At 62.3% G+C, this 26,212-nt stretch carries 28 protein-coding genes, 1 tRNA gene and 1 pseudogene; 11 read left to right on the top strand and 19 right to left on the bottom strand.

Going from position 1 to position 26,212, the window contains the following annotated elements; all coding sequences use genetic code 11:
- Positions 1-41: 41 nt before the first annotated feature.
- Positions 42-311 (top strand): annotated as a pseudogene (locus tag WBK23_RS05760) (DUF1294 domain-containing protein); the annotation flags it as partial.
- Positions 312-347: 36 nt separating this feature from the next.
- Here WBK23_RS05760 and WBK23_RS05755 read toward each other — a convergent pair.
- Positions 348-1,328, bottom strand: a complete 981-nt coding sequence (locus WBK23_RS05755; protein ID WP_424483006.1) for a zinc-dependent alcohol dehydrogenase family protein — start codon at positions 1,326-1,328, stop codon at positions 348-350.
- Between the two features lie 186 nt (positions 1,329-1,514).
- Between WBK23_RS05755 and WBK23_RS05750 the strand changes: the two genes are divergently transcribed.
- Positions 1,515-2,237 carry a substrate-binding periplasmic protein gene (locus WBK23_RS05750; RefSeq protein WP_424483005.1) on the top strand — a complete coding sequence of 241 codons (723 nt, stop codon included), beginning with the start codon at positions 1,515-1,517 and terminating at the stop codon, positions 2,235-2,237.
- A 19-nt stretch (positions 2,238-2,256) separates the two neighbouring features.
- Here the strand turns inward: WBK23_RS05750 and WBK23_RS05745 are convergent, their stop codons facing one another.
- On the bottom strand, positions 2,257-4,470 hold the full coding sequence (locus WBK23_RS05745; protein WP_424483004.1) for an LTA synthase family protein: 2,214 nt from the start codon (positions 4,468-4,470) through the stop codon (positions 2,257-2,259).
- Positions 4,471-4,693: 223 nt separating this feature from the next.
- Positions 4,694-4,882, bottom strand: a complete 189-nt coding sequence (locus WBK23_RS05740) for a hypothetical protein (protein WP_169852821.1) — start codon at positions 4,880-4,882, stop codon at positions 4,694-4,696.
- 322 nt (positions 4,883-5,204) lie between these two features.
- Here WBK23_RS05740 and WBK23_RS05735 point away from each other — a divergent pair, with 322 nt between their 5' ends.
- The 3 genes from WBK23_RS05735 to WBK23_RS05725 all read left to right on the top strand — a co-directional run bounded on the left by WBK23_RS05735 (position 5,205) and on the right by WBK23_RS05725 (position 6,717).
- Complete coding sequence (locus WBK23_RS05735) at positions 5,205-6,047, top strand: CvfB family protein (protein ID WP_424483003.1); 843 nt, start codon at positions 5,205-5,207, stop codon at positions 6,045-6,047.
- A gap of 150 nt (positions 6,048-6,197) precedes the next feature.
- A tRNA-Thr gene (locus tag WBK23_RS05730) sits at positions 6,198-6,273 on the top strand.
- A 105-nt stretch (positions 6,274-6,378) separates the two neighbouring features.
- Positions 6,379-6,717 carry a hypothetical protein gene (locus WBK23_RS05725; protein ID WP_424483002.1) on the top strand — a complete coding sequence of 113 codons (339 nt, stop codon included), beginning with the start codon at positions 6,379-6,381 and terminating at the stop codon, positions 6,715-6,717.
- A 12-nt stretch (positions 6,718-6,729) separates the two neighbouring features.
- Here WBK23_RS05725 and WBK23_RS05720 read toward each other — a convergent pair whose 3' ends face one another.
- The 7 genes from WBK23_RS05720 to WBK23_RS05690 all read right to left on the bottom strand — a co-directional run bounded on the left by WBK23_RS05720 (position 6,730) and on the right by WBK23_RS05690 (position 11,106).
- Complete coding sequence (locus tag WBK23_RS05720) at positions 6,730-7,167, bottom strand: ABA4-like family protein (protein WP_424483001.1); 438 nt, start codon at positions 7,165-7,167, stop codon at positions 6,730-6,732.
- A gap of 121 nt (positions 7,168-7,288) precedes the next feature.
- Positions 7,289-7,960, bottom strand: coding sequence for a peptide-methionine (S)-S-oxide reductase MsrA (gene msrA, locus WBK23_RS05715; RefSeq protein WP_424483000.1), 672 nt, complete (start codon positions 7,958-7,960; stop codon positions 7,289-7,291).
- Positions 7,961-7,962: 2 nt separating this feature from the next.
- Positions 7,963-8,484, bottom strand: coding sequence for a peptide-methionine (R)-S-oxide reductase MsrB (gene msrB, locus WBK23_RS05710; RefSeq protein WP_424482999.1), 522 nt, complete (start codon positions 8,482-8,484; stop codon positions 7,963-7,965).
- A 115-nt stretch (positions 8,485-8,599) separates the two neighbouring features.
- Positions 8,600-9,154, bottom strand: coding sequence for a magnesium transporter (locus tag WBK23_RS05705; RefSeq protein ID WP_424482998.1), 555 nt, complete (start codon positions 9,152-9,154; stop codon positions 8,600-8,602).
- 144 nt (positions 9,155-9,298) lie between these two features.
- On the bottom strand, positions 9,299-10,330 hold the full coding sequence (locus WBK23_RS05700) for a GGDEF domain-containing protein (protein ID WP_424482997.1): 1,032 nt from the start codon (positions 10,328-10,330) through the stop codon (positions 9,299-9,301).
- Between the two features lie 156 nt (positions 10,331-10,486).
- On the bottom strand, positions 10,487-10,888 hold the full coding sequence (locus tag WBK23_RS05695) for a GNAT family N-acetyltransferase (RefSeq protein ID WP_424482996.1): 402 nt from the start codon (positions 10,886-10,888) through the stop codon (positions 10,487-10,489).
- Between the two features lie 86 nt (positions 10,889-10,974).
- Positions 10,975-11,106, bottom strand: coding sequence for a hypothetical protein (locus WBK23_RS05690; RefSeq protein WP_424482995.1), 132 nt, complete (start codon positions 11,104-11,106; stop codon positions 10,975-10,977).
- A 272-nt stretch (positions 11,107-11,378) separates the two neighbouring features.
- Between WBK23_RS05690 and WBK23_RS05685 the strand changes: the two genes are divergently transcribed.
- From WBK23_RS05685 to WBK23_RS05670, 4 genes are all read left to right on the top strand, one after another.
- Positions 11,379-12,167 carry a PP2C family protein-serine/threonine phosphatase gene (locus WBK23_RS05685; protein WP_424482994.1) on the top strand — a complete coding sequence of 263 codons (789 nt, stop codon included), beginning with the start codon at positions 11,379-11,381 and terminating at the stop codon, positions 12,165-12,167.
- Positions 12,168-12,190: 23 nt separating this feature from the next.
- A complete protein-coding gene (locus tag WBK23_RS05680; RefSeq protein ID WP_424482993.1) occupies positions 12,191-13,693 on the top strand; it encodes a protein kinase domain-containing protein in 1,503 nt (500 codons plus the stop codon).
- 97 nt (positions 13,694-13,790) lie between these two features.
- A complete protein-coding gene (locus WBK23_RS05675) occupies positions 13,791-14,645 on the top strand; it encodes an FHA domain-containing protein (RefSeq protein ID WP_424482992.1) in 855 nt (284 codons plus the stop codon).
- Positions 14,646-14,753: 108 nt separating this feature from the next.
- The gene (locus WBK23_RS05670) at positions 14,754-16,073 is read left to right on the top strand and encodes a phospholipase (protein ID WP_424482991.1); all 1,320 of its coding nucleotides are present in this window, start codon (positions 14,754-14,756) and stop codon (positions 16,071-16,073) included.
- On the opposite strand, the gene WBK23_RS05665 is transcribed toward WBK23_RS05670, so the two are convergent.
- From WBK23_RS05665 to WBK23_RS05640, 6 genes are all read right to left on the bottom strand, one after another.
- Positions 16,051-16,926 carry a hypothetical protein gene (locus tag WBK23_RS05665; protein WP_424482990.1) on the bottom strand — a complete coding sequence of 292 codons (876 nt, stop codon included), beginning with the start codon at positions 16,924-16,926 and terminating at the stop codon, positions 16,051-16,053. The genes WBK23_RS05670 and WBK23_RS05665 overlap by 23 nt on opposite strands.
- A gap of 122 nt (positions 16,927-17,048) precedes the next feature.
- A complete protein-coding gene (locus WBK23_RS05660) occupies positions 17,049-18,791 on the bottom strand; it encodes an N-acyl-D-amino-acid deacylase family protein (RefSeq protein WP_424482989.1) in 1,743 nt (580 codons plus the stop codon).
- Positions 18,792-18,894: 103 nt separating this feature from the next.
- Positions 18,895-19,221 carry a DUF2025 family protein gene (locus WBK23_RS05655; RefSeq protein WP_424482988.1) on the bottom strand — a complete coding sequence of 109 codons (327 nt, stop codon included), beginning with the start codon at positions 19,219-19,221 and terminating at the stop codon, positions 18,895-18,897.
- A gap of 101 nt (positions 19,222-19,322) precedes the next feature.
- Positions 19,323-20,462, bottom strand: coding sequence for a hypothetical protein (locus WBK23_RS05650; protein WP_424482987.1), 1,140 nt, complete (start codon positions 20,460-20,462; stop codon positions 19,323-19,325).
- A gap of 137 nt (positions 20,463-20,599) precedes the next feature.
- Entirely contained in the window at positions 20,600-21,220 is a 621-nt protein-coding gene (locus tag WBK23_RS05645; RefSeq protein WP_424482986.1) for a hypothetical protein, read from the bottom strand.
- A gap of 224 nt (positions 21,221-21,444) precedes the next feature.
- Positions 21,445-22,146 carry a YebC/PmpR family DNA-binding transcriptional regulator gene (locus WBK23_RS05640; RefSeq protein ID WP_424482985.1) on the bottom strand — a complete coding sequence of 234 codons (702 nt, stop codon included), beginning with the start codon at positions 22,144-22,146 and terminating at the stop codon, positions 21,445-21,447.
- Between the two features lie 199 nt (positions 22,147-22,345).
- Between WBK23_RS05640 and WBK23_RS05635 the strand changes: the two genes are divergently transcribed.
- Positions 22,346-23,230: an EamA family transporter gene (locus WBK23_RS05635; protein ID WP_424482984.1), complete on the top strand. Its 885-nt coding sequence runs from the start codon at positions 22,346-22,348 to the stop codon at positions 23,228-23,230.
- On the opposite strand, the gene WBK23_RS05630 is transcribed toward WBK23_RS05635, so the two are convergent.
- Complete coding sequence (locus tag WBK23_RS05630; protein ID WP_424482983.1) at positions 23,227-23,475, bottom strand: hypothetical protein; 249 nt, start codon at positions 23,473-23,475, stop codon at positions 23,227-23,229. The genes WBK23_RS05635 and WBK23_RS05630 overlap by 4 nt on opposite strands.
- 155 nt (positions 23,476-23,630) lie before the next feature.
- Here WBK23_RS05630 and WBK23_RS05625 point away from each other — a divergent pair, with 155 nt between their 5' ends.
- On the top strand, positions 23,631-24,383 hold the full coding sequence (locus tag WBK23_RS05625; RefSeq protein ID WP_424482982.1) for a substrate-binding periplasmic protein: 753 nt from the start codon (positions 23,631-23,633) through the stop codon (positions 24,381-24,383).
- Between the two features lie 62 nt (positions 24,384-24,445).
- Here the strand turns inward: WBK23_RS05625 and WBK23_RS05620 are convergent, their stop codons facing one another.
- Both WBK23_RS05620 and sstT read right to left on the bottom strand, forming a co-directional pair.
- Positions 24,446-24,727: a peptidylprolyl isomerase gene (locus tag WBK23_RS05620; RefSeq protein ID WP_090248458.1), complete on the bottom strand. Its 282-nt coding sequence runs from the start codon at positions 24,725-24,727 to the stop codon at positions 24,446-24,448.
- Between the two features lie 147 nt (positions 24,728-24,874).
- On the bottom strand, positions 24,875-26,095 hold the full coding sequence (gene sstT / locus WBK23_RS05615) for a serine/threonine transporter SstT (protein ID WP_424482981.1): 1,221 nt from the start codon (positions 26,093-26,095) through the stop codon (positions 24,875-24,877).
- Between the last annotated feature and the right edge of the window lie 117 nt (positions 26,096-26,212).

Below are 26,212 nucleotides of genomic sequence, written 5' to 3'. Positions count from 1 at the left end.
AACCGCTGCTGGTCGGGGTCGATGTGCTGGCCCTGCTGGCGCTGGTGTATGGGCTGATGAGCCTGATCTGCTTTATCGCCTACTACCGCGACAAGCAGTTCGCTATCAACGGTCAGCAGCGCACGCCGGAAGCGCGTCTGCATCTCTATGAGTTGTTGGGCGGCTGGCCTGGAGGCTTGCTGGCACAGCGCTTGATTCGCCACAAGAATCGCAAGCTCGGTTATCAGCTGACGTTCTGGCTGATCGTCTTGTTGCATCTAAGTGTGGCTGGGTTGGTGCTGTGGTTGGCGAACGCACCTAGCGTAGGCTGAACGACGGCGGGATCTCCACCGTCGTTCTACTCAGGCTTACTTCGGTACGATCAGGATCTTGCCATCGCGTTCGCCACTGGCGGCTGCGGCCACTGCTTCCTTGATCTGGCTGACGTCGTAGGTCGCGGCGATACGGGTGTGCAGCTTGCCACTGGCGATCAACTGCACCAGTTCGCCAAACACCTTCATCTGCTCGGCCTGGCTGGCGTTCTGGAACCATTTGGCCAGCCAGAAGCCACGCAGGCTGACGTCGCGGAAGACAAACGACGCCGGCGAAACCTGGCACGGTTGGCGGCTCATCATGCCGTAATTGACCAGCACACCACCGTCGCTAAGGCTGGCCGCCAGGTGATCGGTGGCTTCGCCGCCCACTGCATCGATACCCAGACGTACCGCTGCGCCATCGGTGGCAGCGCGTACGCGCTTGGCCAGATCGGGGCCGTCGACCAGCACCACATCGCCGCCTTCGGCTTGCACGCCAGCCACCGCCGACTCACGGCGCACCACGTTGATGGTCTTGAAGCCGCGCAGCTTGGCCAGTTGCATCAGGTAGCTGCCTACCCCTGAGTTAGCGGCGTTCTGGATTACCCAATCGCCGGGCTTGAGGTCGACGAATTCACTGAGCATCAAGGACGCGGTCGGCGGGTTGACCGTGAGCATCGCCAGTTGCTGTGGATCGGCTTCGGGCAGCGGAATCAGCTTGTTCGCCGGTGCATTCAGGTGGCTGACCCAGGTGCCGCAGCCAACCGGCAGCAACACCATCTGGCCGACTTTCAGGTTGCTGACCTCGGCACCCAGCGCCTCTACCCGGCCGACGCCTTCGTTACCGCCAATCGCCGGCAGCGGCGGCAGCATGCCGTATTCACCGGTCAGGGTCAGGACATCGGAGGGGTTGATGGGGGCGGCCAGCACCTTGATACGTACTTGGCCAGCGGCAGGCTCTGCCAGTTGCAGTGCAACTGCGGCGATCACCTCATGAGGTTGCGGGCCGCGGTGTTGGTATTCGGCTTTAAGCATGAGCATTCTCCAGTGGCAGGTCGGCTAAGTCCGGTGGCAAGAGTCTAGACTGCGACGCGGCCTTGGCGACTAATGGCGCGCAATCGATTTGCCTGATGGCTGTGCCATGAAGTTGGCGCACGCTTTGTGCTGCGAGCAACGGGCATAGCCGGCTATGCTCAGTACTGGTTCAACTCAGGTATCGCCATGAAGTTGTTGTGGGCTCTTTGCTTGTTGTCATTCAGCCTGATGGGGGCGGCACAGGATCTGCGCCTGGGGTTTGGCACGCATAAGCCACCCTATGTCTTCGAGGGCGAGGCTCGCGGTCTGGAGTACGACATTGTGGTCGCTGCCGCGCAGCGCGGTGGCCTGCAAGTGGCGGTGCAGCACGCGCCGCAGGAACGTCTGCACCTGATGTTGAGTCGCGGCCAGATCGATGCGATCGCCACCACCAATGAGCGCAGCGGCGTCAGTGCGTTTTACTCGGATGTATATATCGAGTACCAGAATGTCGCCGTGGCCCTGCGTTCCAGGGAGCTGAAAATCGAGCGCATAAGCGATCTACGCAAGTACTCGGTCAATGCCTTTCAGCGTGCGCGTAATCTGCTGGGGCCGGAGTTCCAGAAAATGGCCGAGGCCAATCCGCAGTACCGCGAGGAGGCGTTCCAGATCGCCCGCAATCGTATGCTCTACAGCGGGCGGGTGGATGTGGTGGTGACCAATATGCGCATCCTGCGTTACTTCAACCGTGAGGTGTACACCCAGGTTGATGTGTCTCAGCCGCTGACGCTTTACCCGATTTTCCCTCCCACCGGTTATCGCCTGGGTTGTCGCCGACAAGCCGACTGCGAGCGTTTCAGTCAGGGCTTGGCGGCTATCCGCGCCGACGGCGAATACGCCGCCATCGAGCGCCGCTATGCGATGCACTGACGGCGGCCGCTAGCGGGCTCTATGGGCTGGGCAGCTCTTCCGGGTTTTCCTGGGTGGCCAGCAGCTTGGCTTCCAGTGGTTTGCTGGTGACGCTGAAATCGAGGATCTCGATCGCGCCTTGGCCCTGACCCAATAGGTGGAAGGAGAACGCCTTGCGCGCCTCCAGGTTGTCGAAGGCAAAGCTCAGTTCCATTGGTTTAGCGCGGGTCAGCAGCGGCAGCTCGGGAATCGGCAGCGCCACGTCGCGGTCGTATTCCTTGGTTTTCAGCTGCAGGCGCGCGCCTTGTTTGTCCAGGCGCAGCGCACGGATCTTCAGCGTTACCGTGGTCTGGGTGTCCTTGGCCAGCGTCAGGTACTGCGCGCCGACCAAGTTGTCTGCCCAGTCATCGCTGACGGTGGACTTGAGCTTGATCCGCTGGCTGTTGGCGAACTGGTAGTGCTGTTCGGCCTGGTTGCCGGTCAGCGATTGGTCGAGCAGGGCGGCACGCTGGCTGATCAGGCGCGCCGGCTTGCCGCTGAAACGGCCGAGGTAGCGCGCGCTGTCAGCAATAAAACCTGGGCTGGCGTAGCGCCGGCAGACCTGCTGGAAGTCGCATTCGGTGAGGGTGCCGTTGCCATCGTGCTGGCGCAGCAAACCGTTGGTGTACGACATTATTTCTCGACCGCCGGGGTAGTCGCGCAGCAGCGAGCGGCCGGCGATATTGGCCGGTACCGGGAAGGCGAAGTAGTCGAGTACCGAGGCGGTCAGGTCGACGTGGCCATACACCCCATGCTTGAGCACCGGCAGTTGTGCCTGCTCGGGAGCCAGCAGCAGGTTGAAGCCCCAGGCCGAGGCCAGGCGCACATTCTCCAGGCCGTGGGATTCATCCGAGGTGACGATCACCAGGGTGTCCTTGAGTACGCCCTGCTTTTCCAAACCGTTGAGGAAGTCGGCGACGGCGTCGTCGAGGTAGGCGATGGCCGCCAGCTTGGCATTGGCATGTCGATCCAGATAGTCCTGAGGGGCCGAGTAGGGCTGGTGGGTGCCTACGGTCAGCAGCGTGAGCATCCAGGGTTGCTGTTGCTTGCGCAGTTGCTGCACGTAACTCAAGGCCCCTTCGAAGTAGGCCTTGTCGTCCATGCCCCAAGGGAACTCGAGGTACGGTTTGTTCTTGAACCAGTCGCGGCCGTGGGTCTTGTCGAACCCCATCTGCGGCATGATCTGGTCCTTGGCCATAAAGCGCAGCCCAGCGCCTTGCAGGAAGTGGGTGCTGAGGCCACGCTCGCGCAGTTGGGCGGGCAGGCATTGTTCGCTGCGCGCCTTGTTGTTGAGCAGCTCAAGGCCTTTCGGGGTGCCGGAATCGAGCTTGCTGTAGTCGCCACAGAGCATGGCGTAGAGGCCGCGAATGGTCTGGTGGCTGTGCAGCACGTAATCGTAGGTGAGCATGCCGCGCTCGGCCCATTGGCTCAGGCGTGGCATCGGGTCTTGCATATAGCTGCTACCGATCGCTTGGCGGCTGGCTTGCAGATAAGCCCCGGTGACGCCTTCGAGGGTAATGATCAGTACGTTGCGCGCGCTGCCTGCTTGCTTGAGCAGCGGATTGCCGTTGAGGTCGAGCTGGCTCAGGCCACGGATATCCGGTGGGCTGCTCGGCTCATCGCCGTCCAGCCAGTCAGCCAGCTGTTGTTGCGCGCTATTGCTGCTTTCGGCCAGCAGCTTGTGCGGCAGGTTGAATTGCAGCCATTGGTCGGCTTCGCTCGGCTTGAGCTGTTGGCAAACCACATGCACGGCAAACAGCGACAGCGGCAATAGCAGCCAGGTGCGTTTAAAGGTTGCAGCCCGGCGTACCGCAGGCCAACTGCGCAGGGCCAGATAGGCCGCTAAATTCAATGCCAGCGCCAGCGCCAGCCACGGCTGGCTAAGCCCGCTGCCTTGGGTCGAATGGCTAACGAATTGTGCATCGCCGAGGTATTGCAGGTCGGCGGGTCCCGGCATGCGGCCGACCGCATTGACCAGCTCGGCGGTGCTCAGGTTAAAGATGCACCAGACCAGCAGCAGAGGAATGCTCAGCAGCCAGGAGCGTTGATGCAGGGTAACCAGTAGCAGGCTGCCAATTGCCAGGTCCGATAAGTAGCCATAGGGGTGCGACCAGCCCAGCGCGTAACGGCTGAGCAGCGGCAAGGCAATCACTAACAAACCGAGGGTGAGCAGGGTGCTGGAAGGGTGTCGCAGCCAATTGCAGGTAACGCGCACGGGTACTCCTGGGGCGACTGCCATCACTAGGCAACGGCAATGCCTGATCAGCCGCAAAATGCGGGCTGACATGATTCTGAAACAAGGTTGTGCTAAGCGCCAGAGGGTGGCGCAGAAATGCTTGAAACAACTGCGGGGGAGGCGACGGGGTGTAACGATTTATGCACTGGCCAGCGCCTTGTCGTTGCGAGCAAAACGCTGCATGGCCAGAGGAGGAATGCGCTTACTTTTTGCCGATGGTGATCTGCTTGGTGGTGCCGTACACCTGACCGCTCACGCCTTTGGCGATTTGCTGGATTTCCCCGCCGGATTTGAGGAAGGCTTCGATCTGTGCGTCGATCGAGGCGCTAGTTTCCACGGCTGGAGCCGGCTTGGGTTTGCTGTTGGATGCTTTTACGCGCATGACGGCCATTAACCTACTCAAAAATTAATTTGGCCGCGCATCATACTCGAAACGCTTGACAATTGCTTGATAAATAAATCTCGGATGCGAGGTTGTTGCGGGTAATTATTCTGATAAACATCCAGATAATTACCTGAAAGGCCAATAAGTGATTGTTTTAGCAGGTATCAAGTCGGCCTCTGAGTTTTCGCGGCAAGGCTGGCGTGCGCCTCGTTCCGCTGGTCGGATTGCGTCGCTGGGAGTCCAGCTAGCGCAAGGGTGATGCCCGGTTGTCGAGAAAAGTGGGGGCGACTCGGCTAGAATGCCGGCCTGGTAAAGAGGGTAAGGCACCATGGCAGTAATTGGACGGATGAACAGTTTGCAGGTCGTCAAGCACACCGACTTCGGCCTGTACCTGGATGGCGGCGCGGATGGTGAAATATTATTGCCCAAGCGCTATATCCCGAGTGACACGCCGAGTGAAGTAGAAGACTGGCTGAATGTATTCATTTATTTAGACAGCGAAGACAAGTTAATCGCCACCACGGAAAAGCCAAAAGTTCAGGTTGGCGAGTTTGCCAGTTTGAAAGTTGTGGATATCAACCGTGTCGGTTTATTCCTTAATTGGGGTTTGCCGAAAGATTTGTTATTACCGCATTCCGAAGAAAAGCGACCCTTGCAGATCGGCGACTATTGCGTCGTGCATGTGTTTCTCGATAAACGCAGCAAGCGGATTACTGCTACAGCCCGACTGGATCGCTACCTGGACAACCTGCCGGCGAACTACACGGCGGGTGAGGAAGTCGACCTGCTGGTGGCCGAATCCACTGACATGGGCTTCAAGGCGATCATCAATGGCAAGCATTGGGGCTTGATCCACAAGAACGAACTGTTCAAGTTCGTGCGCAGTGGCATGCAGGAAAAAGGTTTTATCAAGGAAGTGCGCGCCGACGGCAAGATCAGCCTGAGCCTGCAGCCAGTTGGTCAGGAAGCGGCCAGCAGCCTTGGCGAACAGATTCTGGCCAAGTTGCGCGAGCACGACGGTGTACTCAATCTGAACGACAAGAGTTCGCCCGAAGCCATCTCCGCTCTGTTTCGCGTCAGTAAAGGCAACTTCAAGAAGGCGATTGGCGGTTTGTATAAACAGGGCCGCATCGTTATTCACGAAGACCGTATCGAGTTGCCCGACAAGTAAGCCTTGGTCTTCGCGGGTGTCTGTCGGCTGAGGTAACCCCTCCGTACAGATCACCCTTGAGGCCCTGGCAACTCCGTTGAATAATGGCCGAGCCGCCGACGCACTGCCGCTTATGCAGGCGCGGCGCGGTTCAGGCAGGTTTGGATGTTTGCCGGTGTAGCTCAGTCGGTAGAGCAGCGCACTCGTAACGCGAAGGTCGCAGGTTCGATTCCTGTCTCCGGCACCAGTTTTATTGTTCAGTCGCTTGTCAGGACGAGTGGCTGGAACCGTTCGGGCCAGCTGTTGCCCAACCTGTAGGTTCGTTTCGCGCGTGGATAACGCAGAGGTCGCCATGACTGGGTTCAGGTGTATTGCAGGTTTGCTGGGCGTGCTGACGGTAACGCCGCTTTACGCCGAGCAGCAGGCTCCGCAGACCATTCGGGTGATTCCCAAGACCTATATCAGCCCCGGCGCCAGCGGCAGCATTGGCAGCTCCCAGCAGTTTGAGAGCCATAACCTGTATGGCGGTCAGCGTTTGCCGGGCGATGGCATCCGCCAGCAGCAGAACCATTACGGCAGCCAGTCGGTGGAAAGCCGTGGCGGTATTCAGCAAAGCATCGAGTACCCCAACGGCTACCGCGTACAGCAGACTCCAGGGCAGAGCACTGAATACTACGAGCGCAGCCGTTAAGCGGGTGTTGTCTTAGACGGCTATGGCCAGGCCGTAGCGCAAGGCCAGAAACGCCAGTAAACCCAGCGGGCCGAACATCAGCGTCAGCACATAGCAGGGCAGCAGCGCCCAGTGGCTGATACCGGCGATGGCCCCTTCGCTGCGGATATACAACCCCACCATCAGATCGAACGCCAGGATATGCACCCAGGCGGCCAGCGCGGCCGTGGGTTGGCGCAGCAGCGAGAGCACTCCGCCGAGGCTGAAGAAGCCGGGCCTGCCACTGCCAGGCTCGGGGCGCTGGCGCATGGCGACAAACAGCAGCCAGCTGTAAACGATGGCCAGCAGCACCACGCTAAATCCCAGCACCACTTCATCGGTGTAAGGCCAGAAGGGCAGGCAGACCAGCATCAGCCAACCGCCCAAGGCGATCAGCGAGGTCAGTTTGAACAAGGGTTTCAACGGGGCCATGGGCTGCTCGCGACAAAGTGTGAGTGCCCTACGATAGCGAATGCCGCTTGAGTCGAGGCGGCAAACCAGCGGCTGAATATAGAGCCATCAGCTGACGCAACCGCCAGCTGATGGAGGCCCTTCAATCCTGCTTGCCCCAGAGTTGCTCCAGGCGATCATCACGGCCACAGCCGTTGCGGTAGTAGTTGTAGCGCAGCGGGTTGCGCTGGGAGTAATCCTGGTGATAGTCCTCGGCCGGGAAGAAGGTAGTGGCCGGGAGGATTTCCGTGACCACCGGCGAAGGCAGGCGTCCCGAGTCTTGCAGGGCGGCCTTGGACGCCTCAGCCAGGCGTTGCTCCTCGGCGTTGCTGTAGAAAATCGCGCTGCGGTACTGCGGGCCACGGTCGCAGAACTGGGCGTTGGCGGTCACCGGGTCGATGGTTGGCCAGAAGGCCTCCAGCAGTTGCGCGTAGCTGGTTTTGCTCGGGTCGAAACGCACCTGTACCGCTTCGATATGCCCGCTGCTGCCGGCGGAAACCTGCTCGTAGCTGGGGTTGTCGACATGCCCGCCGATATAGCCGGAGGTGGTGGCGATAACGCCTGGCATCTTGTCGAAGTCCGATTCGGTGCACCAGAAGCAGCCACCGGCAAACACCGCCACGCCTGCATTGGCGACGTCTGCCGCCGCGCTCGCAGGTTTGGTCTCTTGCGGTGCCTGCGCTGCAGTGGGTTCACAGGCCGCAAGCAGTGCGGCGATGATCAGGCTGGTGCTGACCAGGGCGCGTTTGCGCCACGTCGATGAGAGGGTCGTCATAGTCAGCTCCGCAGCTCAGGCAGGGTTTCGCCTTCGGCAATAAAGCGCAGGGCTACGCCGTTGTTGCACCAGCGTTCGCTCCGCGGTTTCGGGCCGTCATCGAAGACATGGCCCTGGTGCCCGCCACAGCGCGCGCAATGGTATTCGGTGCGCAGGAAGAACAGCCTGGCATCGCGCTTGGTGCCGATGTGGCCGGCGATCGGCTGGGTAAAGCTGGGCCAGCCGGTACCACTTTCGTATTTGTGCTGGCTGGCGAACAGCGGCAGGTAGCAGGCGGCACAGATATAGGTGCCGCTGCGCTTTTCCTGATTCAGCGGGCTGCTGCCGGGGGCTTCGGTGTCTTCTTCGAACAATACGGCGTAGGCCTCGGCCGAGAGTTGTTCGCGCCAGGCACTGTGGGGTTTATCCAGCGCCACCACACTGGGTGCGTTGGCGATTGCTTCGGCCAGGCTCAGCGAGCTGTGGCCGGCCAGGGGCAGGGCTGGCAGCAGGGCCAGTCCTTTGAGCAAGGAGCGTCTGTTCATGGCGGTGCTCTGCATTGGGTGTGGCCAATAGACACTGCCGAGCCTGCGTTGTTACAGCACGCCATCAGCGGCCGAAATTATATGGCTCCGACCGCTCGGGCCGGAGCCTCAGGGGCTAGATGCTCTTCTTGAACTGATGCCATTTCTGCTGCCAGAGCAGCAGCCAGTAAGGCGTGGCGACGCCGGTACCGGCCATCTGCAGCATCGGGTGTTGTCTGACGACCTGCTCCAGCACGGCCTCTTGATTGTCGGCGACATCAACGAAGAACACATGCTTGCCCATATGCAGGCTAGGCTCGAAGCGCTCGAAGTAGCTGTTGGGGCGCTGGATGCCGAGAAAGCCACCTTCCCAGGCACCGAAGCCGAGCAGCACCACGGCGAGAAAGGCGAAGGGTGTCCAGCCCGCCGGGCTGTTGCTCCAGCCGGTGAAGTGCGCCAGCGCGACCACTGCTGCGGCCAGGCCCGCGCCAATCAGCACGCCTTTGCTGCCTGAGTTGACCAGGTCCTTTTTCAGCAGGGGCGAGACTTCATGCAGGTGGTGCTGTTCGAGTTCGCTGGCGTTTTCGCTCAACACATGGATCTGCTCGGTACTGATGCCACTGGCTTCCAGTTCGCTTTCCAGGCGTTCGAGGTCGTCCAGGTTGTCGCTGATGTAAAAATGCCTGTTCATGCTGCACCTCATTTCGCTGACGGTCGCAGAGCCCCCGGAGTCTGCCTGTGCTGAAGTAGGTCATTGTGTTTATGGGTTCAGTGTAGTTCCTCGCCGGCTGAGCTGCGGCCAGCCGGATATGCGGGCGTTGCGTGTGGGCGGGGCTTACGGGCAGCTGAGCGGGGCGGTGCTGGATTCATCGATGATGATGCAATTGCGCCCGGCGCTTTTGGCGCGGTACAGGCGTTTGTCGGCACGCTGCAGCATCTCGTCCCAGTGCTCGCCGCGGCGCAGGATGGCTCCGCCGATCGACATGGTCACTGCGCCACCGGGGCTTTGCAGGTGTTGCGCGATTTGCGCCTGGAGATGCTGCGCGGCGGCCAGCAGCCCGGTTTTCTCGGTGTTGGGCAGCAACAGCAGGAATTCCTCGCCACCGAAGCGGAACAGGCGATCCTCCTTGCGCGATGAGTTCTTGATCAGCTCGACGAAATCCACCAGCACCTGGTCGCCGGCCTGATGACCAAAGCTGTCGTTGATCCTCTTGAAGTGGTCCAGGTCCATCACCAGCACACCGTAGCTGTTGCCGTGGCGGCGCTGGAGGGAGGCGGCGATTTTCAGTTCTTCATTCATTGCCCGGCGATTGCGTGCGCCGGTCAGCGGGTCATGGATGGCCAGCTGCTGCAGTTGGTCGCGCTGGCTGTGGGTGCGGTAGGCGAACACAAAGCTGAGGATGCTGGCCATCATGCTGGTCACCAGAAACGAGATCATCTGGTAATCGCTTTCGAACACGCTGCCTGGCACCACTTGCGCGTAGCCGACCAACGACAGCAGCACCAGGATGGTGGCAACCAGCGCCTTGCCCGGCGAGACCATAAAGAAGTTGAAGAGAATCAGCGGATAAATCCAGAACAGACCGTTAACGCCGAGGTTGATGGCAATCAGGGTCGAGCCGACGGAGAAGATAATGGCCAGGTAAATACCCGGTTTGACGGTGTCGCCGGTGCGCCAGGCATAGAGTATGGCGAGCACGGTGGAGACGACAATGATGGTGTCGGCGGTGCCGACCAGGTAGTTGCCGGTCGTCAGCCGGTAGACGGCGTAGGGGGTAATACCAATGACGCCGAACAGCCCCATCAGGGTGATGATGGACAGCTGAAAATTGTTACGCAGGCGCCTGAGCAACCGCGATATACGCATATTGGTAGGCCATTGTTTTCATTGTTATGGGGCAAGCATGCAGAGCTTTGCCTGGGGATGGCAAGCGTCAAATTGAGCAAAGTGCCAGTATCTGCGGCGATCTGCCGAGCGGCGCGCCGACCGCCAGCGGATTCAATACTTAAGACGCTGCCAGCGTCAGGGCTGGCGGACCAATGCCAGCAGGTCTTTGCTGCGCTGGTAGCGTTGCAGGCGCTCGGCCAGAACCCCGGGCAGCGTGGCGCTGGGGGCAAAACCCAGGCGCAGGTAGAAGCCGTTGAGTTCGGGGCGGCAGAACAGCCAGACGGGTGCCGTGCAGTCGCTCAGTGCCTGTTCGACCAGTTGCCGGGCCAGGCCTTGTCGGCGCAGTGGTGGTGCGACCAGCAGGCTGGTCAGCCAGTGGCCACCCTCGACGGCGCGTAAACACAGGGCGGCGACAATTTCCGTGTGTTCGGCCACCCAGACCTGCTCGACCGTGCTGACGCGCATGGCAGAACGTTGGCTGCGGTAGAACTTGTCGGCCAAGGGTTTGAGTGGGGCGGGCAGGGCGCGGTAGTGCATGTATGGCAATCGGCGGCAGGGGGCGTAATGGTTGCAGCTCGCAGGCCTGACCACAAGCGTGTGCCTGTGTCAGGCCATGGGGGGCTTCAGGCGCTGGCAGTCGGGCTGCCAAGCAGGGTTTTCGCGCCGTGTTTGTCTTTTTTCGCCATGCGTTTTTCGCTGGCGGTTTTAAGCGGTTTCTTCTTCGCTTGTTTCTTCGCATCCATACCTTTGCTCATGATCTTCACCTCTGACGCAGTCGCGTTCGCATGTGCTGGGACCTGTTGCGGCAATGCCATCTCCCGTTGTGTTCGCGGGGCTGGTCATTTGAGTTTAGGCCCATAGCGGCTGTGCGGTAGCGTTATTTGCGGCCGCTAAATCGGCCCGTTTGGGGTTCGACTGGTTAACAGTTCATGGGCAAAGTCATGTGCTGGCGGTGACAGCCTCGGCTTGCCACCGCATCATGGGCGCAACTCCCGGATGTACAGATGTGCAGGGCACTGAAGTCACTATGTCGATCGCATTAATAGAACCACCGCTGATCTACGCCGGCCACAGCGTGCCCGGCCGGGTGCGTGGGCATAACGAGGATGCGCTGTTGTGCTGCCCGCAACTGGGCCTGTGGGCGATAGCCGATGGCATGGGCGGGCATCAGTGCGGCGAAGTGGCCAGTGCCCAGGCCTTGCAGAGTCTGCAGCAGGCCTGCAGTGAAGGCGCCGAACTGGTCGAGGCGGTGCAGGCGGCCAATCGCGAGATTCTTGCCGTGGCGCGTGCGCAAGGCAGTGGCGGCATGGGCACCACCCTGGTGGCGGTGCGTTTCGACGGTGCCGAGTTTGCCATCGCCTGGGTCGGTGACAGCCGAGCCTATCGGGTCAGTGCCGAGCATATCGAGCGCCTGACCCGCGATCACAGCTGGGTGCAGACGATGATCGATGCCGGGCAGATGAGCCCCGAGGCGGCGCGCAGTCACCCGCAGCGCAATGTCATCCTGCAGTGTCTGGGGCGCGATGAGCAGGCGCTCGAAGTGGGCCTGCTGCACGGCCGATTGGGTGAGCATGAGCTGCTGTTGCTGTGCAGTGATGGCCTCACCGGCGAGCTGGACGACCCGCAGATCCAGCAGTTATGCAGCAACGCCCAGACCCTCGATGAACTGGTGATACAGCTGATCGACCAGGCCAACGAAATGGGCGGCAAGGATAATATCTCCTGTATCGTGCTCGGCCGTGATGCACCTGCGCCCAGCGCCCCGGCCAAGCCACGTGGCTTTATCAGCCGTCTATTTACTCCCCGCAAGCCCTAATCAGCCGATGTGCACTGACTTCCATGACTGAACAATTGATCGAAATTCCCGGTTATCAGGTGCATGGCCGCCTGGGCAAGGGCGGTATGGCCGAGGTGTACCTGGCCACCCAGCAATCGCTGCACCGCAAGGTGGCGATCAAGGTGCTGCTGAGCAGCGATGATGAAGCCTACAGCCAGCGCTTTATCAAGGAAGGCCACATCGTGGCGTCCTTGCATCACCCCTCGATCATCACCATCTATGACATCGACCAGTTGGCCGATGGCCGCTATTACCTGGCCATGGAGTTCGTTGCCGGTGGCGACCTGGCGCAGCACAAGGGTGAGGTATTCGAGGTGCAGCGCGCCTTGCGCATCGTCCGCCAGGTCGCCAGCGGTTTGGCGGTGGTGCATGACAAAGGCCTGGTACACCGCGACATCAAACCGGCCAATATCCTCTTCCGTGGCGACGGCACGGCGGTGATCACCGACTTCGGCGTGGCCAAGGAAGTCGAGCTGGATACCGACCTGACCCAATTCGGCATTGCCGTCGGCAGCCCCTCCTACAGCAGCCCCGAGCAGGCGCAGTGCCAGGCCCTGGACGCGCGCAGCGATATCTACAGCCTGGGCGTGATCCTGCTGGAGATGCTCACCGGCAGTAATCCGTACCGCGCGGACAACTACCCGCAGACGGTGATGAACCACCTGCAGATGGACCTGCCCGCGCTGCCGGCGCAGTTGCAGGGCTACCAGTGGCTGCTTGAGCGCATGCTGGCCAAGGACCCGGATGAGCGTTTCGCCGACTGCCAGGTATTGCTGGCGAGCCTGGATGAACTCACCGACGCCGACCCGGACAGCACCCGTATCGCCCCGGCGCTTAATCTACCCAAGGCCGCGGCGGCCAAGCCAGGCGCAGCAAAGCGTTCGCTCTGGCTGTGGTTGTTGCTGGCGGCGCTGCTGTTAAGCGGCGTGGCGGCGGGCGGTTTCTATGCCTATCAGCAGAAGCAGATTGCCGATTACCTGGCTCTCGGCGAGCAACGCCTGCAAGAGGGCAAGCTGCTGGAACCGGCGCAAGACAATGCCGATTACCTGTTCCGCCAGGTGCTGAGCCTCGATGCCGACAACGCGCAGGCGCAGGATGGCCTGGCGCGCGTGCTGCAAGTGCGCATCAGCGGCTACCTGCAACTGGCTGAACAGCGCCTGCTGGATGAGCAGCTGCTGCTGCCGGAAGACGACAGCGCGACCTTCTACTTCCGCCAGGTGCTGGCCTGGGAGCCGAACAACGCGCAGGCCTTGGATGGGCTCAAACGGGTGGCGCAGCGCTTTATCGAGCTCAGTGAGAATGCCTACAAGCGCCGCGAGTTTGCCCTGGCGCTGGAAGCTATTCAGCAGGGGCTGGAAGTAGAGCCCGCCAACGAGGCGCTGCTGCAGCGCCTCGACGCCCATGAGCGCCGCGTGCGTGTGGCGCAAACCCCGCGGCGCAGGCCGGCGACCGAACAGGGCAGCGCCAATCCGATCAAGCGCTTGTGGAACAATATTTTTGATTGAGTAGCCATGCTGGCGTATTGCTAGCCTGACGATTGGCAGGCAGCATGCGCGCCACGGCCTGTTAGGGTGTTGGGTAGACTTTGGGGTAGCGGCGCATATGCTCAGAATTCACTTCAGTGACAATCGTCAGGCCCCGGTCTGGCTGGTCGACGAGCGCTTCACCATCGGCCAGGACAGCCGCAACAGCCTGGTGCTGAGCGATGCCGGGATCGGCCCGTTCCATGCGGAAATCCGCCAGGACCATGGTTTCTATTACCTGACCGATGTCGGCAGTCCGACCGGTTCCTTCGTCAATGACGAACGCATCAGCACGCGCTTCCAGTTGCGTGCCGATGACCGCGTGCGTTTGGGCTCGGTGGAGCTGCTGTTGGTCGACCCGGCGCGCAGCAAGGCCAAGGCCGAGCAGGCCGCGCGCTGGTACTTGCAGGTGATCCAGGGCGAGCACGAAGGCAAGAAGTTCCACGTCAACGGCTCGATGACCTTTGGCCGCTCGGTGAAGTGTGAGCTGTGTTTCAGCGACCAGGAGTTGTCGCGCCGGCACTGCGAGTTCTACCTCAAGGATGACGTGCTGGAGGTCAAGGACCTGGGGTCGGCCAACGGCATGCTGGTCAACCAGCAGAAGGTCGTGACGGCGGTGCTGCAGCCTGGCGATCAGCTGAAAATGGGCTCGGTCAGCCTGTTGGTGATCGGCCCGAAAAGCGCCGTGGCGCAAGCCGTGGACGAAGATGCCACGGTGTTTATGCGCGCCGTCGACCTGCCCAAGGCGCTGCCGCAGGCGGCGTTGTCCAGCCCACCACGCAACAGCGCCAACCCGCTGCGCAGTGCCGCCCAGAGCAAACCGGCAGCGCCCGCCGAGCCGGCCCGCAGTGGTCTGAACAAGCCGCTGCTGGGCGTGTTGCTGGTCCTGCTGGTCGCCGCCGGGGTGGCGTTGGCCACCTTGCTGCCTGCGTGATCGGTGCTGCCTGATTGGTGAATGGGGCTGACGTGATACGTCCGTGCCAGCTTGCACCTTTGCGGTTAGGCTGAAGGCCTTGCCTGATTGCCTGCTGCTGGAGTGCCTGTGAAGCCCCTGGTCCTGTTGTTATCCGCTTGCTGCTTGGCCTGTCAGCCCCTGGCTGCACTGGCCTGGTCCAATCATTCGCTGGGCAGCCAGCTGGCGTTGCAGGCGCTGCCCGAGTTGCAACGCAGGCTGAACTACGAGCCGCTGGAAGCTTTTCTAAGTGATCAGGCCCCGGCCATCGAGCAGCTGCTGGATGAGCAGGAAGGCTTTGCCCGCGCGCATTTCCCCGACTACCCACAACGCCCGGACGCCTTGCGTTTCAATGCCGCGGCGCAGGGTGATGCGCGCACGGCGTTCCTGCATGCGCTGCGGGTCAACCCAGAGGTGCGTCTGGCCGGCTTTGTTCAGCAATTGCCTGGGCAGGGCGACGAGGGCCGGGCGCGCCTGGCCGCCGAGCAGGTGCTGGTGTTCCGCAAGATCGGCCCGTGGAACCACTGGCGCTACCTGGCCCTGCAACCGGGGGATACGGTGCAAGCCTTGCAGGTGCTGAGCAGCGCCGCCGATGAGCCGGACTATGGCCACGACATCAACCTGTTCAGCGACAACCCCGGCGAGGCGGGCGCGCAGTACAACTTCGGTGCGCAGCCGTTTGGTGATGCGCGCTTCGAGTATTCCTCCCAGGCACCCTTTCATATCGGCTATTACCACGAGCCGGAACTGGTATTTCAGGCTGCGCCCTATCTGCGCCGCACTCTGCCGCACTGGCGCATCTACCAGTACACCGGCTTGGCGCGCCTGGCCCTGGCCAGCGGGCATGACTACTGGGGCTACCGTTTTCTCGGTTGGGCGCTGCACTATCTGCAGGACCTGACCCAGCCGTACCACGCCAAGACCGTGCCGGGTGTGGCCACGGCGGAGTTGATGCTGGTGGCCCTCAAGGCGGCGGCCGGCTATCCGGAAGACCGTTTGGCGACCATTGCCCGCGTGGCGGATCGGCACACGGCCATCGAGGAATACCAACTGCAGCGCATGCAGCAGCTGATGGTCGGCGAGCAGGCGGCGCAGCCGTTGTTGCAGGCTTATGCGCAGAACCCGGCGGACGCCTACCCGGCATTTTCGGCGGATTATCCGGTGCAGGTGGTGGCGGCCGAATCCTATGCCAGTGCCGATGCCTTCGATGAGCTGATTGGCCAATGGCTGGCGCGCCAACCGGCGGTTGCCCCAGGTTTCAGCGCCGGCAACCAGTTGGCCGCCAGTCAGCCTGATCCAGTGCTTGAGCAGTTGCTGATGGAGTTGTTCAGCCGTTTTGGGGCGCACAGCCGCAATGCGGTGCAGGCGACGCTGGCCGCGCCGCCAGCTAGCGCGCCGGCGGCGGAGTAAACCACAGCTCGCGCCGCTGCAGCGGCGTGGCGCTGGGTAGCAGGGGATTGTTCAGTTCGATTACCCGGCGCTGCGCCAGGTTGGCGCGCTGCAGGCTGGCGGCGAAATGCGTCTGGAACAGCTGCTCGAACGAGCCATCGGCCAGCGCCAGCTCCAGCCCCTGGCGCACGGTTTCCGCCAGCTCCGGGCGCTGCGGCGAGAAGAAGAAATACATCGCCGCCGGGTAGTGCAGCAACACATAGGGATCGGCGACCAGAGGCCGCCCGCGTGGGTGGTCCAGCTCGTCCCAGATCTCGATCACCGAGCGTGGAAAGTAATCGAAGCGCTGCGCCTGCAACATGCGGAACAGGCTGCCGTAGCTGGCCGAAACCTTGACCGGCAAACCCTGCCTGCGCAGGATTTCACTGTCCGGCCAGTCGTGGCCCTGGCCCGCGGTGAACTGGCGCAGATCGGCCAGGCCCTGCACGTCCTTGAAACGCTGCGGCGCATCGCTCGGCAGCAGGGCGATGCGCCAGCCGAACAGGCCCTTGTCCAGCGGAATACGTACCGGCAGCAGGCGCTGTTCACGCTCGCGGCTGGTCATGCTCCAGACCACGTCGAGGCGTTCGTTGCGTTCCAGGTTAATCAGCGCGCGTTCCTGCTCCATGCTGTAGTGCGTGGGTTGCAGGCGCAGGGGGCTGTGCGCTTTCTCCAGCGCCAGTTGCAGTTGCGCGAGCATATAGCGCGAGCGGAATTCGTCGCCTTCGGCACGGCGCGGGTAGCGGATCACGCCGCTGTCATCGGCGTACAGCGGCGTCAGCAGGCTGAGCAGTAGCAGGCCGAGGAGCCAGCGCCAGGCAGGTGGCGAAAGCATGCGGGGCATTTCGGTTCGAGTCCTTTCAATCCCGGCCCGGGAGTTCCTCACCAGGCTGTGCGGTGCGCATTATGCCAGCCTGGTGCCGCACCGGTGCGCCGTAGGTCGCCTGCCCAGCCGGGTTACAAATTGCTGCGCAGAAACTGCCCGTAGCCGCGGGCCTGGCCCAGATCCGCGGCGAACTTATCGTGCTGGAAGGCAATGCGCCCGTTGATCAGCACGGCCTCCACCGCTGCGCCACGATTGACCATGCGTTGTAGGCCGCCGAAGGCCTCCATCGGGGCTTCCTGGTAGCTGGCCAGGGACTCATCCAGCGCAGCCGGATCGATGATCACCAGGTCGGCCCGCGCGCCCTGGTACAGTCGGCCGGCGTCGATGTTGAACCATTCGCCCAGCTCGCCGGTCAGCCGCCAGATCGCGGTTTCTATCGGCATCACCGCTTGCCCGCGCAGTTCGGCGTCGCGCACCAGCTTGAGCAGGCGCACGCCGAAGTTGTAGAAGGCCATATTGCGGATATGCGCACCGGAGTCGGCAAAGCCGATCAGCGTGCTCGGTTCGCACACCAGCTTTTCCACCACCTCGGGACGGTGGTTGGCGATCAGGGTGCGCCAGCGCAGGCGCGGGCCGTGGGCCACCAGCAGGTCGAGAAACAGGTCGGCAGGGTGTGCGTCGCGGCTCTTGGCCAGTTCGCCGACGCTTTTGCCGACCACGCTGGCGTCCGGGCAGTCGACGATCCAGGCGTCGTCAAAATCGCGGTGCCAGACCCGCGGGCCGAATTTCTTCTCCACGTCCTGGCGAAAGCGCAGGCGGTAGGCCGGATCCTGAAACAGCTGACTGCGCAGGTCATGGTTGGCCAGGTGCAGCGCGGCCTGGCCGGCGGGGAATTCCTCGAAAACCACGAACTCCATGCCATCGGCATAGGTTTCGAACGGCACTGGTAGGGTCTGCCAGCGGAAGTCGGCGCGGGTCAGGCGGTTGATCCAGCGCGTCAGCGGGCCGAGGATCGGTGCCAGCCAGGGGTCGGCCTTGACGTCCATCAGGGTGATCAGGGTGGTCTTCAGCGGCTTGCGCCACCAACCGCCGATGCTGTCCCAGAGGAAGGCCAGCACATTCAGCTTGGTCACCAGGTTGGGCGCGCCCTGATGGATGCGTCCGCGTCGTCGGAGGATCTTGTTCAGCCGCGTGTATTCGGCCCAGGGCGCATACACCGAGGGCAGGGATTTCGAGCGCTGGCGCTCGCCATCGAGCTTGTCCCAGGGGTTGGTCATGCTCGACAGGCCGAGCAGGCCGGCGTCCAGCGCCTCGTCCAGCAGGCGCTCCATCTGCTGCAGCTCGCTTTCGCTGGGGCGCACGCTGGCGTCCACCGCGCGTTCCAGGCCGAGCACGGCGACGCGCAGGTCGGAGTGGCCGAGAAAGGCGCAGATATTCGGCCCCAGCGGGTGCTGGTCGAGGTAGGTGGCGAATTCGGCTGAGCTGTGCCAGCTCTTGCGCGCCTGCAGCAGCGGCAGCACATGCTCGCGCGGCACCGATTCGACGCGGGTGAACAGGTCGGAGCAGTCCTCGGGGCCGGACAGCACCATGCTGATTGAGCAACTGCCGATCATCACCGTGGTCACGCCATGCCGTACCGACTCCTTGAGTGCCGGCGCGGCCAGTAGTTCGGCGTCGTAGTGGGTGTGCATGTCGATAAAGCCGGGCGTCACCCAGCGGTTCTGCGCATCGATGACCTGGTCACAGCCTGTTTCATCCAGGGCACTGGTGCTGATGCAGGCCAGCTTGCCGTCGGCGATGCCCAGGTGGCGCACAACCCCCGGTGCGCCGCTGCCATCGAAAAACAGCGAATTTTTGATCAGCACATCGAACATCGGCAGGCTCCTGGGCGAATGCAATTGGCCAGTCGAGCTTAGTCTGCCGCGGGCTGCAGCTGTGAGGGCGAATGTGCACAAGCCTGGGTCGATTCGGCCATGCTCAGGCGTTCAGGCGACGCCGTTCGGCACTGATTTCCGGCATGTCGGTACGGCGCACATAGACCCGCAGCGGTTCGCTGATCGCCAGGCGCTCGTCGATGTTCTGTTCCAGCAGCAATTGCAGACGCGCGCGGTCGAGGTTCATCAGCTCGCCGTCAAAGGCGCGCCAGACGAATTCGCAGGTCGGCGTGATGCTGTTTTCGAGCACGTCGAGGCCGAAGGAGTCTTCGGAGAACCGCACGATGTAGTGGCCGCTCTTGCGGTTGAAACCGACAAAACCCTGCAATTGGTCGGCGGCCGCGCAAATGCTGGCAGAGGTGATGCTCATGGAAGCCTCGTCGATGACAGTGAGTAGTGTCATAGGCTAAGGCGCTGGGCGTTGGCCACCTTGCTGCGGATCAATAAGTGTGCGGATAACGCGGCCGTTGCTCAGTCGGTCAGAAAGGCCTGACGCAGGCGCTGCACGCTTTGTATATGCACCTGTAATGCCTGCAGCTGATCCGGCGCAGGCTGAGCTGCCGGCTGGCCGTTGTTCGCCTGGCAGTGTGTCGTTTGACTCAGCGCGAAGGCATCCCAGCTGTTGCTCGGGGCCTGCCCCTGGGTGCTGGACAGCTGCGCCAGGCTGCCGTCATTCAACCAGCTGGCCGCCAGCCACTGGCTGGCGCTGCTGTCATCGGCGCAACCGGAGTGGTAGCCGCTGTACTGCATTTCCACCAGTTGGCCGTCGGCAAACAGCGCCTCATAGCTGCGGCTGTGCTGGCACTGCGCCGAGGCTTCGCGGGTGGCCAGCAGCGACAGGCGCTCGACCAGCACGTTGTCTATCGGCAACTGCACCAGCTGTTGGCGCTCTATTACCCAGCCTTGTAGTTCGCTGGGCAAGGGTTCGGCCAGCTGCAGGTTGCGTTGGCCGCTGTGCGTTTGCGCAGCCAGGTGGCGGAACAGACCGGCGTGGCTATGCCTGGGGCGAAAGCGGTAGTGATCGTGGTCGATGATCTGCGCGTTGTCGCTGCAGCGCGGGCTGGGTTGCGTCATTACGGCCTGGGCATCGCTCCAGCGGTAGCGCAGGCGCATGCCCAGCTCGATGCTGCCGGCCTGCGTCAGCAGCGCATGTTGCTGCGCCTGAGCGCTGGGCGGCAGTTCCGGCAGGATGATTTCCAGGCTCGGCTGCGGCCGGCCTGGTCCATCGGCCATGGGCAGAAACAGTTGCAGATTGGCCAGCGTATAACCGCGGTGCTCGGCGTTTTTCTCGCTGACGCTAAAACTCAGGGTGCGGCCGCGGCGGGCAATCTGCTGGGGCGACAATTCGCTGCGCTGGAGGATCGGCAACAGTTTGCTGCCGAGCGGCAGGGTGCTTTCGCGTCTGGCGGTGATGCCGGGGATCAGCCAGCGCGGCTTATAGATGGCGCTAACCTGCACCGTGGGCGAGGCGAGCATGCTGTCCAGCTCGGCCGCCGGCAGCAGGCCGCCGATATGCTGGATATCCAGTTCGACGTCGAGGGTGCGTGCAAAGGCCGGCGCGGCCTGCAGGCCAATCATCAAACCGAGGGTAGTCAGCCAGCGAAGAGGCATGCGCAGGGCTCCGATTGCGTGCGGCCGTGTTCATACCATAGGTCGTTATAACGCCTTGGCAATAGACGGGCAGAGGGTGCTGTGGGAGAGGGGCGCTGGTGCAGGCGAGCCATTGCGACTCGCCGAGGTTGCGTATGTCAGTCGATGCGAGGTGTAGAGAACGCGCTGATCTTGCCGAAGGGCGAGCTTTGCATGGGCACCTTGACTGCCATCAGTGGCGAGTTATTGACCCATACATCGTCAATCACGATGGTTTGCCCGGGGCTGTCGTTATCGGCAGCGACGAGCAGGTAGTAGGTGCCGTCTTCACTGGCTTCACCATCCCAGCTCAGGTTGAGCTGGCCGACCGCGGCCGAGGCGCGCGAGGGTTTGTCGGCGATCACGGTGCCGTAGGCATCCAGCAGCAGGGCGCGCGGTTTCAGGGCGAACTTGCTGAAACCGAGGCAGGCGTCATTGCACAGCGAGTGCACGTTGAGGGTGTAGCGCTCGCCTTTTTTCAACGCCAGGGAGAACACCCGGTAGTTGGAAATCGAGCTGCCGAAATCCAGGCGCGGTTCGTCGGCGCTGATCGGCCACTGTGGAGCCAGCAGGCCCGGGTCGAGCGGCAGCGGGATGGCCTGGGTGTTGTGAATGGCCTCAAGGGCGCTCTTGGCCATGGGGCTGGTGCCGGCCTTGACCGACTGCTCGTAGACCGTCTGCTGGTTGCTGGCGCAGGCGGCGAGCAATAAACACCCCGCCAGGGTAAGAAGCTTGTGCACGGTAAAACTCCTGTGTGACAACGTCCCTGTGTACACGCCGGGCACTGGTGGCGCGGCGGGCGGCGATTTTACCCGCTTTGCAAAGGGCGGGGTGTGATCAATCTGCCTATTCGATGAATTGCGTCCATCGGTCGCACGTCTGAGATGTACCCCGGTTACCGTCCTGGCAACCGCTATCTTGCACCTCGACAGGCTCTGCACCTGTCGAGGGTGGCACCGGCTGGTTAGCCGGAGAGCCCGACATAGACGTTTTGCACGTCATCGTGGGCATCGAGCGCTTCGAGGAAGGCTTCGACTTCTTCCAGTTGCTCGGCCGTCAGGCTGCTCACCGGGTTTTTCGGGATAAACCCAATTTTCGCCGAGTTGACGCTGAAACCCTGCTCCGGCAATGCGCGGCACACGGCGTCGAGGTCGGTCGGCTCGGTGATAAACAGGGTGTTGCCGTCTTCGGCAGGCTCGAAATCCTGAGCGCCGGCTTCGATGGCGGCCATTTCCGGGTCAGCGCCGTTCTCGCTGTTGGCTTCGATCATGCCCACATGGTCGAAGTCCCAGGTTACCGAACCGGAAGCGCCCATCTGGCCCTTGCGGAACAACACGCGGACTTCGGCCACGGTGCGGTTGATGTTGTCGGTCAGGCACTCGATGATCACGGGCACCTGATGCGGGGCGAAACCCTCATAGGTGGCGGAGTGGAAGGTCACGGTGTCGCCCAGCAGGCCGGCGCCTTTCTTGATCGCCCGGTCGAGGGTTTCCTTGGGCATCGAGGCTTTTTTCGCCTGATGGATCGCCAGGCGCAGCTTGGGATTCAGGTCCGGATCGGCACCGTTACGGGCGCAGATCATGATTTCCTTGACCAGCCGGCCGAAGATCTTGCCTCTGGCGTTGGCGGCGGCTTCTTTAGGTTTGGCTTTCCACTGGGCGCCCATGGTTTATCTCGTCGTTACGGGTTGATGGGTAAAGGCTGCGATTCTAGCCCTTCACGCCGTTTGCGGCACCTGTAGCAGTGCAATCCGCCGGGCGGTGCGGGTCTGGCGCGCTGTATGGCTGATTTTTCGAGGTGCTGTATAGGAAGGGCATTGAGCCTGGCGGTTTTAATAAGAGCTTGCCAGTTAGCGAGGAGCGCCTATGCAACCCAAGGATTTACTGCTGGCCCTGGTGGTGATCATCGTCTGGGGCATGAATTTTGTGGTGATCAAGATCGGCCTGCACGAGATGCCGCCGATGCTGCTGGGCGCGTTGCGTTTTCTTCTGGCGGCCTTTCCTGCGGTGCTGTTTATCAAGCGCCCACAGATTCCGCTGCGCTGGCTGCTGGCCTATGGCTTGACCATCTCGCTCGGGCAGTTCGCCTTTCTGTTCTCTGCCATGTCCGTCGGCATGCCGGCCGGCCTGGCGTCGCTGGTGCTGCAGTCGCAGGCGATGTTTACCCTGCTATTTGCCGTGCTGTTGCTGGGCGAGCGCTTTCGCTTGGGCAACCTGTTTGGGCTACTGGTGGCGGCCGGAGGTTTGCTGCTGATCGGCTCGCAGGGCAATGGCCTGATGACTCAGGCCGGTTTTCTTCTAACGCTCTGCGCTGCCGCCATGTGGGCGCTGGGCAATATCGTCACGCGCAAGCTGGGCAAGGTGAATCTGGTGGGGTTGGTGGTGTGGGGCAGCCTGGTGCCGCCGCTGCCGCTTTTTGCGCTGTCCTGGCTACTGGAAGGCCCTGAGGTGATCGAGTCGGCGCTGCGCGGTTTTAGCCTGGATACCCTGCTGGTGCTGGTCTACCTGGCGTTCGGCGCGACCATTCTCGGCTATGGCCTGTGGAGTCGCTTGCTGTCGCGTTACCCGGCCAGCCAGGTGGCACCGTTCTCGCTGCTGGTGCCGGTGGTCGGGCTGAGCTCTTCGGCGCTGTTGCTCGATGAACGCTTGAGCAGCCTGCAGCTAGTGGGGGCGCTGCTGGTGCTGCTCGGGTTGCTGCTGAATGTCGGCGGTGGCTGGCTGCATGGCTGGCTGCGCGCGCGACTGGCCTAGCGCTTGCCCATGGAACGGCGGGTGCCGCTTGGGGCTGGGCCGATCTTCTTCTCATGGGCAGATTTATTGCCCTTCTGGTGCCACGGCTGGCCGTCTTGCTTGCCAGCGGCGGCCTTGGCTGCGCCGAACAGCGAGGCAAAGCCGGTGGCCGCGGGCTTGCTGGCGGTGTCGACGCTGCTCGGTTGCGCGCTGGCGTCGGTAGCCTGAGCAGCGGATTCGTGGTCAGGTGCTGGTGTCTGAGTCATGGCAAGGTCCGCGGGTGCGAGAAGAAAAGGCCGGCGAGTATACCTGGCTATTGGCCTGGCCCCGCGGCCATTGATCACGCCGCGCGCCCCTGGCTGGCGTCATGGACTATTTGCAGCCACGCTTAGACACCACTCTCTAGGCAGGATGTGCTCGTATGGGTGTCGCAGCGGCTCGGCATTGCAGGCTACTCAGGTCATGCTGCGCCTGGCTGCTGGCGTTGCTGCTGAATGTGGCCAATGCCGCTGAGCTGCCAGTCATCACCCTGAGTACCGTTGATACCGATGATCGCAGCACGCAGGTGATGAGCCGCGTGATGACGGCGGTGTACCGGCATATCGGTTATTCGTTGCAGATCGTGCCGCTGCCCTCGCGGCGCGGTTTGGCCAAGGCCAATGCCGGCGATTATGACGGCGAGTTGTTCCGGGTGAAGAGCATCAGCGAAGACTTCCCCAACCTTGTGGCGGTGCCAACACCAGTGGGGGTTATGGCGTTCCGGGCCTTTGCCATGCGTCCGTTGCCGCTCGATGGCTGGGCATCCCTGGCCGCGTACCGTTTGGGTTCCGAGATGGGCGTCAAGTATGTCGAGTACAACACGGCAGGCATGCAGGTCAGCTATGCGCCTAAACCGGAGCAGTTGTTTCTGATGCTCAAGGCCGGGCGTATCGATGTGGTGGTGATGGAGATCGCTTCGGCGCGGATGGCGCTGGATGAGTTGCGCGCGAGTGGCGAAGCGCTGGCGGGTATGCAGGTGCTCGGAGTGGTCGACGAGGTCGAGTTGCACACCTTTCTGCATCGCAAGCATGCGGCATTGTTGCCGAAGGTCGATCAGGCCCTGCGTGAGTTTGCTGCACAGGGGTTGTTGCAGCGTGCCAGGCAGCTAACGGTCGAGGGTGAGGCGCAGCCCTGACGGGCTGAGGTGTGGCGGGGGCTGAGTTCGCTGGGCCTGAGCGGCCCAGCGGAGCGTCAGGATCAGTCCTGGCGGCTGGTCACTTCCAGCAGGTGATAGCCGAACTGGGTCTTCACCGGGCCTTGCACGACGTTGATCGGGGCGCTGAACACCACGGTGTCGAACTCCTTGACCATCTGGCCTGGGCCGAACGAGCCGAGGTCACCGCCGCTGCGGCTGGACGGGCAGCTGGAGTTGTCTTTGGCGACTTGAGCGAAGTCGGCACCGCCTTCGATAGCGGCTTTCAGTTCGTTGCACTTGTCTTCGCTGGCAACCAAGATGTGACGGGCAGTGGCGCGGGCCATGGGGATTACTCCATTTAAAGAATGGGTGATTAAAGAGGGGCAAAGCCTACCGGAATCAGGCGGCTATTCAACCGCCAGGCGACTAACGTGCAGCACCTGGCGGGGTTTGCAGGCTTGCCACATGGCCGGCCTGCGGGGGGCTAAAGCTTAGTTGCGTGACTCTTCGGCGATACAGGCCGCGGCGGTAAACAGCACGTCGGTGGAAGAGTTCAGCGCGGTTTCCGCCGAGTCCTGGACGATGCCGATGATAAAGCCGACCGCCACCACCTGCATGGCCACTTCGTTGGGAATGCCGAACAGGCTGCACGCCAGCGGGATCAACAGCAGCGAACCACCGGCAACCCCCGAAGCGCCACAGGCGCAGATCGACGCCAGCACGCTGAGCAGCAGCGCGGTGGGCAGGTCGACGGCAATCCCCAGGGTGTGCACGGCGGCCAGGGTCAGCACGCTGATGGTGATGGCGGCACCGGCCATGTTGATGGTCGCGCCCAGCGGAATCGATACCGAGTAGGTTTCTTCATGCAGGCCCAGGCGTTCGCAGAGCTGCAGGTTGACCGGGATATTGGCGGCCGAGCTGCGGGTAAAGAACGCGGTCAGGCCGCTTTCACGCAGGCAGGTCAGCACCAGCGGGTAGGGGTTACGGCGAATCTTGAAGAACACGATGGCCGGGTTGACCACCAGGGCGATAAACAGCATGCAACCGACCAGCACCAACAGCAGGTGCAGGTAGCCGAGCAGCGCCCCCATGCCAGATTCGGCCAGGGTGGCCGCGACCAGGCCGAAGACGCCCAGCGGTGCCAGGCGAATCACCAGTTTGACGATGCTGGTCACGCCATTAGAGAGGTCGGCGAGCATCTGCTTGCTGCTCGGGCTGGCATGGCGAAAGGCAAAGCCCAGGGCGATGGCCCAGGCCAGGATGCCGATAAAATTACCCTTCAACAGGGCATTGACCGGGTTGTCGACCACATTCAGCAGCAGAGTGTGCAGCACTTCGCTGATGCCACCCGGAGGCGACAGTTCGGCGCTGTTGCTGACCAGGATCAGGCTCGACGGAAAGGCAAAGCTGGCGACTACGGCAATCAGGGCGGCGCTAAAGGTGCCGAGCAGATACAGCAACAGGATCGGCTTGATATGAGTCTGCTGGCCTTGCTGATGGTTGGCGATCGACGCTGCCACCAATACGAACACCAGCACTGGCGCTACGGCTTTCAGCGCCGAGACGAAGAGTGTGCCGAGGAGGTTGACGCTGGCAGCGGCCTGAGGCACGAACAGCGCCAGGGCGATACCGGCCAGCAGGCCGATGAAAATCTGTAGCACCAGGCTGGTGCGGTTGAGTATCTGCAATAGCGGGTGTTGGGCAGCGGTCATGGCATGCGTCTCGAATGATGGGCGGTGAGCCTGCGATCTCTTATTAGGGCCGGTCAGGCGCTGTAAGGCGTATCTGGGGCGGCTGGATGCAGTGGCTACGTGCAGCGTTGTGAGGAT

The sequence above is a fragment of the Pseudomonas sp. genome, from assembly GCF_049653025.1.
Classification (GTDB): Bacteria; Pseudomonadota; Gammaproteobacteria; order Pseudomonadales; family Pseudomonadaceae; genus Aquipseudomonas.
The sequence above is the reverse complement of the archived record's forward strand: the minus strand, read 5'-3'. Positions and strand labels throughout refer to the sequence as shown.

Coding starts and splice junctions, on each gene's coding strand:
- WBK23_RS05620 (WP_090248458.1), bottom strand. CDS start 24,727: ATGGCCCGCGCCACTGCCCGTCACATCTTGGTTGCCAGCGAAGACAAG.
- WBK23_RS05640 (WP_424482985.1), bottom strand. CDS start 22,146: ATGGGCGCCCAGTGGAAAGCCAAACCTAAAGAAGCCGCCGCCAACGCC.
- WBK23_RS05665 (WP_424482990.1), bottom strand. CDS start 16,926: ATGCTTTCGCCACCTGCCTGGCGCTGGCTCCTCGGCCTGCTACTGCTC.
- WBK23_RS05675 (WP_424482992.1), top strand. CDS start 13,791: ATGCTCAGAATTCACTTCAGTGACAATCGTCAGGCCCCGGTCTGGCTG.
- WBK23_RS05740 (WP_169852821.1), bottom strand. CDS start 4,882: ATGGCCGTCATGCGCGTAAAAGCATCCAACAGCAAACCCAAGCCGGCT.
- WBK23_RS05720 (WP_424483001.1), bottom strand. CDS start 7,167: ATGGCCCCGTTGAAACCCTTGTTCAAACTGACCTCGCTGATCGCCTTG.
- WBK23_RS05680 (WP_424482993.1), top strand. CDS start 12,191: ATGACTGAACAATTGATCGAAATTCCCGGTTATCAGGTGCATGGCCGC.
- WBK23_RS05735 (WP_424483003.1), top strand. CDS start 5,205: ATGGCAGTAATTGGACGGATGAACAGTTTGCAGGTCGTCAAGCACACC.
- WBK23_RS05750 (WP_424483005.1), top strand. CDS start 1,515: ATGAAGTTGTTGTGGGCTCTTTGCTTGTTGTCATTCAGCCTGATGGGG.
- msrB (WP_424482999.1), bottom strand. CDS start 8,484: ATGAACAGACGCTCCTTGCTCAAAGGACTGGCCCTGCTGCCAGCCCTG.
- msrA (WP_424483000.1), bottom strand. CDS start 7,960: ATGACGACCCTCTCATCGACGTGGCGCAAACGCGCCCTGGTCAGCACC.
- WBK23_RS05625 (WP_424482982.1), top strand. CDS start 23,631: ATGGGTGTCGCAGCGGCTCGGCATTGCAGGCTACTCAGGTCATGCTGC.
- WBK23_RS05725 (WP_424483002.1), top strand. CDS start 6,379: ATGACTGGGTTCAGGTGTATTGCAGGTTTGCTGGGCGTGCTGACGGTA.
- WBK23_RS05755 (WP_424483006.1), bottom strand. CDS start 1,328: ATGCTTAAAGCCGAATACCAACACCGCGGCCCGCAACCTCATGAGGTG.
- sstT (WP_424482981.1), bottom strand. CDS start 26,095: ATGACCGCTGCCCAACACCCGCTATTGCAGATACTCAACCGCACCAGC.
- WBK23_RS05700 (WP_424482997.1), bottom strand. CDS start 10,330: ATGCGTATATCGCGGTTGCTCAGGCGCCTGCGTAACAATTTTCAGCTG.
- WBK23_RS05650 (WP_424482987.1), bottom strand. CDS start 20,462: ATGCCTCTTCGCTGGCTGACTACCCTCGGTTTGATGATTGGCCTGCAG.
- WBK23_RS05685 (WP_424482994.1), top strand. CDS start 11,379: ATGTCGATCGCATTAATAGAACCACCGCTGATCTACGCCGGCCACAGC.
- WBK23_RS05690 (WP_424482995.1), bottom strand. CDS start 11,106: ATGAGCAAAGGTATGGATGCGAAGAAACAAGCGAAGAAGAAACCGCTT.
- WBK23_RS05705 (WP_424482998.1), bottom strand. CDS start 9,154: ATGAACAGGCATTTTTACATCAGCGACAACCTGGACGACCTCGAACGC.
- WBK23_RS05630 (WP_424482983.1), bottom strand. CDS start 23,475: ATGACTCAGACACCAGCACCTGACCACGAATCCGCTGCTCAGGCTACC.
- WBK23_RS05635 (WP_424482984.1), top strand. CDS start 22,346: ATGCAACCCAAGGATTTACTGCTGGCCCTGGTGGTGATCATCGTCTGG.
- WBK23_RS05660 (WP_424482989.1), bottom strand. CDS start 18,791: ATGTTCGATGTGCTGATCAAAAATTCGCTGTTTTTCGATGGCAGCGGC.
- WBK23_RS05695 (WP_424482996.1), bottom strand. CDS start 10,888: ATGCACTACCGCGCCCTGCCCGCCCCACTCAAACCCTTGGCCGACAAG.
- WBK23_RS05655 (WP_424482988.1), bottom strand. CDS start 19,221: ATGAGCATCACCTCTGCCAGCATTTGCGCGGCCGCCGACCAATTGCAG.